11 protein-coding genes are annotated in these 12,796 nt (G+C 69.2%); 7 read left to right on the top strand and 4 right to left on the bottom strand.

Features of this window, described 5'->3' with window-relative positions; all coding sequences use genetic code 11:
• Positions 1-35: 35 nt before the first annotated feature.
• From pstB to phoB, 3 genes are read left to right on the top strand one after another with little or no spacing between them, the layout of a single operon-like run.
• Positions 36-878, top strand: a complete 843-nt coding sequence (gene pstB, locus P7A99_RS06045; RefSeq protein WP_431307649.1) for a phosphate ABC transporter ATP-binding protein PstB — start codon at positions 36-38, stop codon at positions 876-878.
• A gap of 16 nt (positions 879-894) precedes the next feature.
• Positions 895-1,587 (top strand): phosphate signaling complex protein PhoU, encoded by a 693-nt coding sequence (phoU, locus tag P7A99_RS06050; RefSeq protein ID WP_277793029.1) that lies wholly within the window; start codon positions 895-897, stop codon positions 1,585-1,587.
• A gap of 21 nt (positions 1,588-1,608) precedes the next feature.
• Positions 1,609-2,301 (top strand): phosphate regulon transcriptional regulator PhoB, encoded by a 693-nt coding sequence (phoB, locus tag P7A99_RS06055; protein WP_101710992.1) that lies wholly within the window; start codon positions 1,609-1,611, stop codon positions 2,299-2,301.
• Between the two features lie 307 nt (positions 2,302-2,608).
• On the opposite strand, the gene P7A99_RS06060 is transcribed toward phoB, so the two are convergent.
• Positions 2,609-3,007 carry a MerR family transcriptional regulator gene (locus P7A99_RS06060; protein ID WP_277793030.1) on the bottom strand — a complete coding sequence of 133 codons (399 nt, stop codon included), beginning with the start codon at positions 3,005-3,007 and terminating at the stop codon, positions 2,609-2,611.
• Between the two features lie 60 nt (positions 3,008-3,067).
• Between P7A99_RS06060 and P7A99_RS06065 the strand changes: the two genes are divergently transcribed.
• Positions 3,068-3,736, top strand: coding sequence for a cation transporter (locus tag P7A99_RS06065; RefSeq protein WP_277793031.1), 669 nt, complete (start codon positions 3,068-3,070; stop codon positions 3,734-3,736).
• Positions 3,737-3,894: 158 nt separating this feature from the next.
• Here P7A99_RS06065 and P7A99_RS06070 read toward each other — a convergent pair whose 3' ends face one another.
• The 3 genes from P7A99_RS06070 to P7A99_RS06080 form a co-directional block, all read right to left on the bottom strand.
• Complete coding sequence (locus P7A99_RS06070; protein ID WP_277793032.1) at positions 3,895-4,518, bottom strand: isochorismatase family cysteine hydrolase; 624 nt, start codon at positions 4,516-4,518, stop codon at positions 3,895-3,897.
• A gap of 84 nt (positions 4,519-4,602) precedes the next feature.
• Positions 4,603-6,753, bottom strand: a complete 2,151-nt coding sequence (locus tag P7A99_RS06075; RefSeq protein ID WP_277793033.1) for an alkaline phosphatase family protein — start codon at positions 6,751-6,753, stop codon at positions 4,603-4,605.
• 107 nt (positions 6,754-6,860) lie between these two features.
• Positions 6,861-8,480, bottom strand: a complete 1,620-nt coding sequence (locus P7A99_RS06080) for a PAS domain-containing sensor histidine kinase (RefSeq protein ID WP_277793034.1) — start codon at positions 8,478-8,480, stop codon at positions 6,861-6,863.
• Between the two features lie 176 nt (positions 8,481-8,656).
• Here P7A99_RS06080 and purD point away from each other — a divergent pair, with 176 nt between their 5' ends.
• From purD to P7A99_RS06095, 3 genes are all read left to right on the top strand, one after another.
• A complete protein-coding gene (gene purD / locus P7A99_RS06085; RefSeq protein WP_277793035.1) occupies positions 8,657-9,940 on the top strand; it encodes a phosphoribosylamine--glycine ligase in 1,284 nt (427 codons plus the stop codon).
• A 206-nt stretch (positions 9,941-10,146) separates the two neighbouring features.
• Positions 10,147-11,220 (top strand): phosphotransferase family protein, encoded by a 1,074-nt coding sequence (locus P7A99_RS06090; RefSeq protein ID WP_277793036.1) that lies wholly within the window; start codon positions 10,147-10,149, stop codon positions 11,218-11,220.
• A gap of 269 nt (positions 11,221-11,489) precedes the next feature.
• Positions 11,490-12,788, top strand: coding sequence for a metal-dependent hydrolase family protein (locus P7A99_RS06095; protein ID WP_347276683.1), 1,299 nt, complete (start codon positions 11,490-11,492; stop codon positions 12,786-12,788).
• Positions 12,789-12,796: the final 8 nt, after the last annotated feature.

Raw genomic sequence — 12,796 nt, forward strand, 5'->3', positions numbered from 1 at the left:
ACCCCAACGCTCCGGCCCTCGTCCAGGGACACGCCATGCCGACCCAGAACCGCGACGCCTCCGTCGCCGCGCCCGTCATCCACACCGCCGTGCCGCAAGGCCATGGCGTGGTCGAGAGCCGCGATTTCAAGATCCGCGCCCGCGACGTCAGCGTCTTCTACGGCGAGAAGCAGGCGCTGTTCGACGTCAACCTCGACATCCCGGCCAAGTCGGTCACCGCCTTCATCGGCCCGTCGGGCTGCGGCAAGTCGACCTTCCTGCGCTGCATCAACCGGATGAACGACACCATCCCGTCGGCCCGCGTGCAGGGCTCGATCGAGATCGACGGCGCCGACGTCAACGCCAAGAGCGTCGATCCCGTCGTGCTGCGCTCGCGCGTCGGCATGGTGTTCCAGAAGCCGAACCCGTTCCCCAAGACCATCTTCGAGAACGTCGCCTACGGCCCGAAAATCCACGGCCTGGCCACCCGCAAGGACGAGCTGGAAGGCATCGTCGAGAGCAGCCTCAAGAAGGCCGGTCTCTGGAACGAGGTCGCCGACCGCCTGCACCAGCCCGGCACCGGCCTGTCGGGCGGCCAGCAGCAGCGCCTGGTCATCGCCCGCGCCATCGCCGTGTCGCCCGAAGTGATCCTGATGGACGAGCCCTGCTCGGCGCTGGACCCGATCGCCACGGCCAAGATCGAGGAACTGATCGACGAACTGCGCAGCCAGTTCTGCATCGTCATCGTCACCCACTCGATGGCCCAGGCCGCCCGCGTGTCGCAGAAGACGGCCTTCTTCCACCTGGGCAAGCTGGTCGAGAGCGGCCCGACCGAGGAGATGTTCACCAATCCTCGCGACAGCCGCACCCAGGACTACATCACCGGCCGCTTCGGCTGACCCGGGGACCAAGGACATGACCGAGCATACCGTCAAATCCTACGGCGAAGAGCTGAACCACCTGACCGCCGAGGTGACCCGCATGGGCGGCCTCGCCGAGGCCCAGGTCGCCGACGCCGTCGACTGCATCGCCCGCCGCGACGCGCCGCTGGCCCAGCTGGTGGTCGGCCGCGACGAGCGTCTCGACACGCTGCAGACCGAGATCGAGCGCAAGGCCTTCCGTCTGATCGCCCTGCGCCAGCCGATGGCCAAGGACCTGCGCCACGCCGTCGCCGCCCTGAAGATCTCGATGAGCCTCGAGCGCTGCGGCGACATGGCCAAGAACATCGGCAAGCGCGCCCTGATCCTGACCGAGGCCGAGCCGATGAGCGCCCTGACCCGCTCGATCGAGCGCATGGGCCGCCTGGTGCAGAGCCGCCTGAAGGACGTGCTCGACGCCTACACCGCCTCGGACCTGCAGCGCGCCATCAACGTCTGGAGCAGCGACGAGGAAGTCGACGAGCACTACAACTCGATCTTCCGCGAACTGCTGACCTACATGATGGGCGATCCGCGCACGATCAACGCGTGCACGCATCTGCTGTTCGTCGCCAAGAACCTCGAGCGGATCGGCGATCACGCCACCAACATCGCCGAGATCATCCATTTCGAGCTGACGGGCGAGGAGATCATCTCCCAGCGTCCCAAGCTCGACGTCGTCGCTCAGTAAGCTTTCGGGAGGCCTTTAGAAGTGACTCCGTACGTTCTGGTGGTCGAGGACGAGGACGCCCTGGCCACCCTGCTTCACTACAACCTCGACAAGGAGGGCTATCAGGTCGCGGTCGCCTCCGACGGCGAGGAAGCCCTGACCCTGGCCAGCGAACGCGCGCCCGACCTCGTCATCCTCGACTGGATGCTGCCCAAGGTCTCGGGCATCGAGGTCTGCCGCCGCCTGCGCGGCCGCACCGACACCCGCAACGTGCCGATCATCATGCTGACGGCGCGCGGCGAGGAGAGCGACCGCATCCGCGGCCTCGACACCGGCGCCGACGACTATGTGGTCAAGCCGTTCTCGATGGTCGAGCTGACCGCCCGGGTCCGCGCCGTGATGCGCCGCATCCGTCCGGCCCTGGCCGACGACCGCATCACGGTCGGCGACATCGTCATCGACCGGGTCGCCCACCGCGTGAAGCGCCAGGGCAAGGAAGTGCACCTTGGCCCGACCGAGTTCCGCCTGCTCGACTACCTGATGCAGCACCCGGGCCGGGTGTTCAGCCGCGAACAGCTGCTGGACGCCGTCTGGGGCTCGGACGTCTATGTCGAGGCCCGCACGGTCGACGTCCACATCGGCCGTCTGCGCAAGGCGCTGAACGGCTCCACCGAAGCCGACCCGATCCGCACCGTCCGCTCGGCCGGCTACTCGCTGGACGTCGAGGCGGCTTAAACCGGAGCCCCCTCTCTCTTTGAGAGAGGGAGGGGCCCATGGCGAAGCCATGGGAGGGTGAGAGGTAACAAACTCACCGGACGGGGCGCGGCCCCCTAAACCACCCGTCGTCCCGGAAAGCCCGCAGGCTTAACCGGGACCCAGGGGCCGACGCAGTGCGGCGCCCCGTGGGTCCGACTCTACGGTTCGCTGCTGGCGGGATGACGATAGAGGAACGGTCTGAGGTTTCCCGGCTAGCGGTGAAACCTCTCACCCTCCCACCGCTCGCGCGGCGGGCCCCTCCCTCTCTCAAAGAGAGAGGGATTTATTACCGTCCCCGCAGCCGGCCGATGATTTCGCAGTCCGCCACCGTGTCGGCGCGGCAGTGGCCCAGCATGTCCTGCAGTTCGGCGCGCATGGCCGTCAGGTCGGCGATCTTGCGCTCGACCTCGGCAAGCTGGTCGCGGGCCAGGGCGTCGACCTCGCCGCAGGGACGGTCGGCGCCGTCGGCGAGATCCAGCAGGGCGCGGATGGCGTCGAGCCCGAACCCGAGATCGCGCGAGCGCTTGACGAAGGCCAGCCGCCGCTCGTGCGCCGCCTCGTAAGCGCGGTAGTTGCCTTCCGTGCGCGGCGGCTTGGGCAGCAGGCCCATGCGTTCGTAATAGCGGATGGTCTCGACCGGCACGCCGGTGCGGCGGGCGAGGTCCCCGATGGAAAGCGCAGGCATGCTCTTGACCCTGTAGCGACTACAGGGTGCAGAGATGGGGCCTTCTCGAAGGAGGTCCAGATGTCCGGCTGCTGCGGCGACGATCTTTGCAAGCCTGAGAGCGCTCCGCCGGCAGGCCGCTGGCGCCTGGCGCTGTGGATCGCCCTGGTGGTGAACGGCGGGATGTTCCTGGTCGAGGGCAGCGCAGGCCTGTTGTCAGGCTCAGCGGCGCTGCAGGCCGACAGCCTCGATTTCCTGGGCGACGCGGCCAACTACGCCATCAGCCTGGGCGTGGCCGGCATGGCCCTGGCCTGGCGGGCGCGGGCGGCGATGCTGAAGGGCGTGACCATGCTCGCCTTCGGGGCCTGGGTGTCGGCCACGACGCTGTGGGGCGTGTTCGAGGGGCGCACGCCCGAGGCCCCGGTGATGGGCGCCCTGGGCCTGGCCGCCCTGGTCGCCAATGTCGCCGTGGCGATCATGCTGTTCGGTTTCCGCACCGGCGACGCCAACATGCGCTCGGTATGGATCTGCTCGCGCAACGACGCCGTCGGCAACCTGGCGGTCATGCTGGCGGCGCTGGGGGTGTTCGGCACGAACTCACGCTGGCCCGACCTGCTGGTGGCCGCGATCATGGCCGTCCTGGCCCTGCACGGCGGCTGGCAGATCGTCCGCCAGGCCACCGGCGAGCTGCGCCGGGCCAAGGCTCCGCCGGCGCCCGCGCGGTTCACGGTGGCGACGCGGAAGCGGTAGGGGCGGCTCGACTTCCCATTATCTCCGAGCATCCCCGCGAAGGCGGGGATCCAAGCCGAGCTCGCAGCACGTTCACGGCCCCGCCACATCCTGAAATCCAGCTTGGATCCCCGCCTGCGCGGGGAAGGACGGATTTGGTGCGGTGGCTTGAAGCCGAACTACCCACCCGCCAGCGCCGCCGTCACCGCCTCGGCCGTCAGTATGGCGTGGGCGTAGGTCGGGGCGTTGATGGCGTGGGCCGCGTGCAGGGCCTCGTCGGTGAAGGCCGCCGTGGCGTCGGTGACCAGGGTGACGTGGTAGCCCAGCTCCGAGGCGAAGCGGCCGGTGCCCTCAATGCAGGTGTTGGCCACCAGGCCGATCAGGATCACGTGGGTGATCTCGCGCTGCTTGAGGCGATAGTCGAGGTCGGTGTTGGCGAAGCCGCTGGAGCCCCAGTGCTCGGTGACGATCACGTCGCCGGGCAGGGGCGCGAAGTCGGGATGCCACTGGCCGCCCCAGCCGTCCTTCTCGAACACCATCGCCCGGGCGCTGCCTTGCAGATAGGGCGAGGGATGCTTCCAGCCGTCCAGGTCGCCCAGGGCGAAGCGGTGGTGGGGCACGATGAACACCGGCAGCCCGGCCGCCCGCGCCGCGGCCGTCACGGCCGCCAGCCGCCCATGCAGTCCCTCGGCCCCTTTCGTCGCCGCCACGCGTGGCCACAGCTTGCCGCCGTCGGCCAGGAAGTCGTTGTAGGGATCCACGAACAGCAGGGCGGTGCGCCCTTGGGGATAGGCTTCGGGCATGGCGGCCTCCTGACGGCGTTCGGCCGCCAGGAGGCGCGCGATCGGCGCGGAAGGCTTGGACGATCCGGTCGCCCGATGGCCGGCCTAGACCCGAGCCGGCGCCGGCTCGATCGTCCAGACGTCGCCCTTGGCGTTGGTCGTCAGCCACTTGCCCCGGTCGCGCCGCCGGTCATGGGCCAGCCAGCCACGGACCGGATAGCGAGCGTTCTTCAGATAGATCCGGTCGCCATAGCGGAGCGGCTGGTCCGTGTGGTCCAGCTTTTGGATCACCCAGGTCTGCCGGCTGATCGCGTCGCCCCAGGCGTATTCCTTGTCGTAGTAGCAGTCCCAGCAGTCGCTCCAGGCGCCCAGCGCGTTGAGCGATCCGGCCCGGGACTCTCGTGTCACCAGCATGCCCCGCGCGCCGTGGGCGATGCGGGTCGGCGGGTCGGCCTCCCGGGCGACGAAGGACAGCAGGGCCTTCTCCTGGCCCAGCACCGGGAACAGGGCGGCGATCCCCAGGTCCACGGCCGCGTCCATCAGGTCGCCAGGCAGGAGCTTGCCGTCGCCGGCGACCTTCATGGCCGGCTGCAGCGGGGCCAGGTACTGGCCGCTCGAGTTGCGCAGGACGAAGGTCTGGCCATAGCCGACCGGCTCGCCGACCTTGCGGGCGACGTCCAGGAAGGCCAGGGCTCGTGCGTCGGTGCGCGGGCGATCGAGCGTCAATGCATCGGCGAAGCTGGGAGCGGCCTTGGTCCGCTCTCCGAACCGTTCGACCAGATCGGGACGGTCGATCGCCTCCAGGGTCGTGCGGATCACCGAGGTATGGTCGAACGGCGTCTCGGTGGGCGAGCGGAACACCGTGCCGCGCTGGACCCAGGGCGAGACCACGATGGTGGGGACGCGCGCGCCCAGCCGGTCGAACTGGAAGCCGTGCCGGTTCTGGTGCGGCGGATGTCGGCCGGGCGGCCAGGGCGGCTTGACGACGCCGGGCCGCAGGTCGGCGGTCTGGTGATCGAACGATCCGACGAACTCGTCGAAGGTGATCAGCAGAAGGGTCTTCTTCCAGGCCTCTTCGTTGGCGATCAGGCTGGTGTAGACCTCCTTCACGAACTGCTCGCCGACCAGCACGCTGCCGGGCGGGTGGTAGTCGTCGCCGAGCGCGGTGAAGAGGTTCTTCAACGGCCCGGAGTCGGTGGTGCTGTGGGCGACCGACCAGGCGGGTTCGATGTAGCTGAACCTGGGCAGGGTTCCGGCGCGGGCCTGCTGGTGGAAGCTCGCCAGCTTCTGGAACCTGTCCTTGGCGCCGGGAATCCCGTCCTTGATGTGCGGGAACAGCCGCCATGTGTAGCAGGATTCCACATCCCCCGAAGACAGGCTGGTGAGGTAGGGAATGTGGGGCCTGAGCAGATTGAGGGCGATCCGGGCCGCACGATGGCCAGGCAGGGGCAGCGCCCCCAGCACCTTCAGGATCGTGTCCAGATTGGCGAGCAGCGGGGCGATCTTCGGCGGCAGATAGCCGGTCTGGTAGAACACCGTCCAGTCGACGCCGGCCTCGTGCAGCGCGTTGAAGATGGTGGGGGCTTCGACGCGATCGTCGCCGATGGCCATTTTCAGGATCTTCTCCACGGCCTTGGCCTCGGGCGAGGTTTCCAGGTCGCCGTTGTCGGTCATGCCGTTGGAGGTGCCGCACATCAGGAAGGCGCGGTTCGGATTGGTCTGGGACGGGACGGAGGCGTGCCAGGCGTCGCTCACGGCGTAGTGGCGGGCCAGCTGGTTCAGCACGGGGGCCTGCGCGGGCGTATAGCTCTCCATGATCGTGGCGCTCTGCGCCTGCATGCGCGCGCGCAGCTTGAGGATTTCGCCCGGCGGGACGCCGATGAGCGAGATAAGCTGCGGGCCGACGATGTCGGCGAAATCCGCCAGCACGCCCTTCATGTCGGGCTCTTGGCCGACCTTGGCGCCTGGCCCGTAGAACTGCCGCAGGACGTGGTCGAAGTCCTCGCCGGGGGCGAAGGTGGGGACCGTGAAGCCGCTCGCCCCGCGCTTGGGCCTGGCCTGGAAGCGGCCGATCAGCTGGGCGGCGTTGACGAACTTGCCCAGGTCGACGTCCTGCAGCCCGCGATAGCGCCTGTCGGTCGTCGCCGGCACGAAATGCTCGGGGTCCTCGTGCTCGTAGAGCCAGCCCAGCATGCTGTCGAACGAGCGGTTCTCCAGCATCAGCACGACGACGTGTTCGATATTCTCCATGGACATGGCGGCCCCCCTCACTGGTCACGGTGACGAGGGATCGGCTACGGCGGCCGCGCCGGGCGCGTATGTGCCTATCTACACAGCTGAAGGTTGCCGTCCGGCGGCGCCCGTCAGCCGGGCTCGGCGGCCAGTTCGCAGGCTTCGGCTATGGCGTCGAACAGGGCCGAGACGGTGATCGGCTTGGCCAGGTGCAGGTCGGCGCCGGCCGAAAGGCACGCCTCCACCTGATGGGGCATGGCGTTGGCGGTCAGCGAGATGATCGGGATGCGCGGCCGGCCGGCGGCGCGTTCGCGCTGGCGGATCTCCTGGATCGCCGTCAGGCCGTCCATCACCGGCATCTGGGTGTCCATAAGCACGAGGTCGAAGTCCTGCTCCTGGTAGGCCCGCAGCGCCGCTTCGCCGTCGCCGGTGACGACCACGTCGGCGACGCCGTCGAGCATCAGCTCGACCACCCGCTGGTTGGTCGGGTGGTCTTCGGCCAGCAGCACCCGCAGGCGCTCGGGCATGGCGGCCTTGGGCGCGCGACGGGCCGTGGCGGGCGCCTCGGGGGCGGCGGCCGCCAGGCGAGTGGTCAGGGTGAAGCGGGCGCCCTCGCCGGGCGTAGAGACGCAGGTGATGTCGCCGCCCATCAGCTTGGCGAAGCGCAGGGCGATCGACAGCCCCAGGCCCGAGCCGCCGAACCGCCGGGTGATCGAGCCGTCGCCCTGCACGAAGCGCTCGAACAGGCTGGCCTGCACCTCGGGGGTGAAGCCCTCGCCGGTGTCCTCGACGGTCACCGTCAGCAGCACGTCCTGGCCGTCCGCCTCGGTACGGGCGTGGACGGCGACCGAGCCTTCGCTGGTGAACTTCACCGCGTTGCTGATCAGGTTGTTGACGATCTGGCCGAACTTCAGCGCGTCGCCGGTCACGCGATCATGGAAGCCGTCGTCGAAATCGAGGCCGAAGGTCAGGCCCTTCTGATGAGCCAGGCCTTCGAAGGTGGCGGCCGAGGCGGTCAGGGCGGCGCGCAGGTCGAAGGGCGCGGCCTCCAGCTCGACCTCGCCGGCCTCGACCTTGGCCAGGTCTAGAATATCGCTGAGCAGGGCGTTCAGCGTGCGGCCCGAGGTCAGGATTGCGTCCATCATCTCGCGCTGGCGCGGGGTCAGCTCGGTCTGGGCCAGCACCTGGGCCATGCCCAGCACGCCGTTCAGGGGCGTGCGGATCTCGTGGCTCATATTGGCCAGGAACTCGGACTTGGCGATGCTGGCGGCGCGGGAACGCTCCAGCGCGGCCTCCAGTGCGATGGCCGATTTCTTCCGCTCGGTGATGTCCTCGCTGATGATCAGCAGCAGCTTCTCGTCGCCGTCGCCGGGAATGGCGATCTTCTTGGTCTGCAGCCAGCGGTCGCCGTTGTGAGGGGTCTTCAGGGGCTCCTCGTCGATCACCCACAGGCGGTCGCTGGCCAGGACCTTGGCGTCCATCTCGGCGAAGAAGGCGGCCTGCTCGGGTGGGAAGAAGTCGGCGTCGCAGCGACCGATCAGGTCCTCTCGCGGCACGCCCAGCAGCTCCTCGCCGGTGCGGTTGACCAGCACGAAGCGGCCGTCGCGGCCGTTCTTGACCACCAGCATGGCCGGTACGCTCTCGACCACGGCGTCGAGGAAGGCCCAGGAGTGCAGGGCCTTGGCCGGATGGGAAGCGGCGTCCGTCGCGGCCGCCGGGGCGCGCGGAAGGTGATGGTCGTCCTTGGCCATGTGTCTTTAAGATAGCCCCGTGGAGCACGTCCTGCCCTGGATGTGCGAATTTGCACGTGAAGAAGCCCGCGCGCGGGGCGGCTGGCAATCGGGCCAAGCGTCGCAGGATGGGTGATGGACGATCAGACGCAGCGGATGCTTGACCCGCGCCCCAGCCCGCGCGACATCCCCGGCTCATGGAAAAGCTGACCATCCTCCTCGTCGGGTCCGGCGGGCGCGAGCACGCCCTGGCCTGGAAGATCGCGCAATCGCCGCTGTGCGGCCGCCTCGTCGCCGCTCCGGGCAATCCCGGCATCGCGCCCGTGGCCGAGCTGAAGCCCGTGAAGGCCACAGACGCCGACGGCCTGGTCGCCCTGGCCCAGGAGATCGGCGCCGACCTGGTGGTGGTCGGTCCGGAGTCGGCGCTCGAAGTGGGTCTCGCCGACAAGCTCGCCGAGATCGGCATTCCCTGTTTCGGCGGCAGCCAGCGCGCCGCCCAGCTGGAGACCTCCAAGGCCTTCACCAAGGACTTCTGCAAGCGCCACGACCTGCCGACCGCCGCCTACGGCGTGTTCGAGGACGCGGCTTCCGCTGGTGAGTTCCTCGACACCCTGGAAGCGCCGTTCGTGATCAAGGCCGACGGCCTGGCCGCCGGCAAGGGCGTGGTCATCGCTCCCGACCGGGCCGCCGCCGACGCCGCGGTGGTCGACATGCTGGGCGGCCGGTTCGGCTCGGCCGGGGCCCGGGTGGTCATCGAAGAGTTCATGCACGGCGAGGAGGCCTCGCTGTTCGCGGTGTGCGACGGCAAGACCGCCGTGCTGTTCGGCGCGGCCCAGGACCACAAGCGCGCCTATGACGGCGACGAAGGCCCCAACACCGGCGGCATGGGCACCTACTCGCCGCCGCCCGTGCTGACGCAGGCCCTGATCGAGCAGGCCTGGCGCGAGCTGATCGTGCCGACCGTCGAGGGCATGGCCGCCGAGGGCAACCCGTATGTGGGCGTGCTCTATGCCGGCCTGATGCTCACCGCCACGGGCCCCAAGCTCGTGGAATACAACGCCCGCTTCGGCGACCCTGAATGCCAGGTGCTGATGCTGCGCCTGGAAAGCGACATCGTCCCGACCCTGCTGGCGGCCGCCAAGGGTGAGCTGGCCAGCGCCGAGCCGCCCAAGTGGCGCGACGAGGCGGCGATCTGCGTGGTGCTGGCCGCCGAGGGCTACCCCGACGCCCCCAAGACCGGCGGGCTGATCCAGGGCGCCGAGGCCGACTACGGCCATGAGGCCGAGATCTTCCACGCCGGCACGACCCGCGATGCCGAGGGCCGTCTGGTGGCGTCCGGCGGCCGGGTGCTCAACGTCTGCGCCCTGGGCGCGACCCTGCACGAGGCCCGCGACGTGGCCTATGCCGCCCTGGGCACGGTGTCGCTGGAGGGCGGCTTCTATCGCAGCGACATCGGCTGGCGGGCGCTCAGCCAGCATTGATTGTGAACCCCCTCTCCCCTTGCGGGAGAGGGTGGCCTCACGGAGTGAGGTCGGGTGAGGGGTCTCTCAAACCTCTCCCGACAGGCCTTTCGACCCCTCATCCGTCGGCCTTCGGCCGCCACCTTCTCCCGCAAGGGGAGAAGGACTTGCGTGTCCGTCCCCACCCTCTAAACTCCCATTCAAACAAACGTTGGGAGTGAAGCGCCGTGGCCGAGCCGTCCGCTCAGGAGCTGAATTCGGGCACCAAGCCGGTCGATCCGCGCCATGCGATCGACGAGGCCGCCCTGGCCGCCTGGCTGGAGGCGAACGTCGAGGGCTATGCCGGCCCGCTGGAGGTGCGCCAGTTCAAGGGCGGGCAGAGCAATCCCACCTACCAGCTGGTGACGCCGGCCAAGCGCTACGTCCTGCGCCGCAAGCCGCCCGGCAAGCTCCTGCCCAGCGCCCACGCCGTCGACCGCGAGTTCAAGGTGATCTCGGGCCTGCATCAGGCCAGCTTCCCGGTCGCCCGGCCCTACGCCCTGTGCATGGACGAGGGCGTGATCGGCACGATCTTCTACGTGATGGACAACGTCGAGGGCCGCATTCTGTGGGACGGCACGCTGCCGGACTACCAGCCGGCCGAGCGGCGGGCGATCTACGAGGCTCAGATCGACACCCTGGCGGCGCTGCACAATGTCGACTACGCCGCCGTGGGCCTGGCCGACTACGGCAAGCCCGGCAACTACTTCACCCGCCAGATCGACCGCTGGACCAAGCAGTACCGCGCCAGCGAGACGACCAAGATCGACGAGATGGACCGGCTGATCGACTGGCTGCCGGCCAGCGCGCCCGCCGACGACCAGACCTCGATCGTCCACGGCGACTACCGCCTCGACAACATGATCCTGCATCCTGCCGAGCCGCGCGTGATCGCGGTGCTGGACTGGGAGCTGTCGACCCTGGGCAATCCGCTGGCCGACTTCACCTACTTCCTGATGAACTGGGTGATGCCGTCCGACCAGCGCGGGGGCCTGGCCGAGATCACCGACCTGACCGCCTACGGAATCCCCACCATCGAGGAGGCCGTGGCCCGCTATTGCGCCGCGACGGGGCGCCAGGGCCTGCCGCAGCTGGACTGGTACTTCAGCTACAATCTCTTCCGCCTGGCCGGCATCTGCCAGGGCATCGTCGGTCGGGTGCGCGACGGCACCGCCGCCAGCGCCCATGCGCAGCTGATGGAGGCCCGGGTGCCGGTGCTGGCGAAGGGGGCGTGGGCCTTCGCGCAGAAGGCGGGGGCTTAGTTCTCGCGACCTAAACACTCGCCTTCCTGGGCCTTGTGCCCAGGATCCATGGTTCAACCTGCTCAGACCTTTCAAGCTTGGCCTGGATCTGAGCTGAGGCCGGCATGGGCCCTCGCCACAAGGGCGAGGGAGGCGGTGATTTTGGGCGCACTCCGTCACGCGCGCCTGCCTTTGTCGAAAGAAAATGGCGTGACAGCCTCGCCCTGACCCCGCCATCCTGCCGCAAACGCCCCTGGGGAGGGGCGAGATCGTTCAGAGGGGCTCTCTTCATGCGTATCCGTTTCCTGGCCGCCGCCGCGCTCGGCGTCGCGGCCGCCGCCCTGTCGTTCGCCGCGGCTCAGGCCGCTGGCCCGCTGACCTTCGTCCAGGCCGGCAAGCTGCTGGCCGATCCGGCCAGCGGCAAGGTCGAGACCGCCAAGACCGTGGTGCTGCAGGACGGCAAGGTGGTGCGGATCGCCGACGGCTACGTGTCCGAACCCGGTGGGGTGGTGGTCGACCTCAAGGACCGCTTCGTGCTGCCCGGCTTCATCGACAGCCACGTGCACCTGACCGGCCAGCAGGGCCCGACCTCGCGCCTCGACGAGGTGACCCAGTCGTCGGCCGACCAGGCGATGGTCGGGGCCGGCTACGCCCGCAAGACCCTGATGGCCGGCTTCACCACCGTCGCCGACCTGGGCGCCGACAACGCCGCCATCTTCGCCCTGCGCGCAGGGATCAAGCGCGGCGACGTGGTGGGCCCGCGGATCATCGCCGCCGGCTCGGCCGTGTCGATCCACGGCGGTCACGGCGACGTCAACGGCTACAGCGAGGAGGTCATGCACGTGCTGCGGCCGGAATCGGTGTGCTCCGGCCCCGACGACTGCCGCCGCGCGGTGCGCGAGCAGGTCTGGCGCGGCGCCGACATCATCAAGATCACCGCCACCGGCGGTGTGCTGTCCAACACCGCCGCGGGCCTGTCGCAGCAATTCAGCGACGGCGAGCTTTCGGCCATCGTCGAGAGCGCCCACCGCATGGGCCGCCGGGTCACCGCGCATGCCCACGGCGTTGACGGCATCAACGCCTTCCTCAAGGCCGGCGGCGATTCCATCGAGCACGGCACCTATCTCGACAACGAGAGCATCGCCCTCTTCAAGAAGAACGGCGCCTATCTGGTGCCCACCCTGATGGCCGGCGACTACGTGGCCCGCATCGCCGCCAGCCCGGGCAACTTCTTCACGCCCGCCCAGACCGCCAAGGCCCTGGAAGCCGGCCCCAAGATGCTGGACATGGCCCGCCGGGCCAACGCCGGCGGCGTCAAGATCGCCTTCGGCACCGACAGCGGCGTCAGCGCCCACGGCGACAACGCCTACGAGTTCGTGCTGCTGAACCGCGCGGGCCTGTCGCCGCTGGACGCCATCCGCGCCGCCACCGTCAACGCCGCCGACCACCTGGGCGTCTCGGCCGAGATCGGCTCGCTGGCCCCGGGCAAGGCGGCAGACCTGGTGGCCGTGTCGGGCGACCCGCTGGCCGACGTCTCCGTGCTCCAGAAGGTGGAGACGGTGATCAAGGGCGGGGTGGTCGTCAAATAAGCTAAGTG

It is taken from the genome of Caulobacter endophyticus (assembly GCF_029543245.1).
GTDB lineage: Bacteria > Pseudomonadota > Alphaproteobacteria > Caulobacterales > Caulobacteraceae > Caulobacter > Caulobacter endophyticus_A.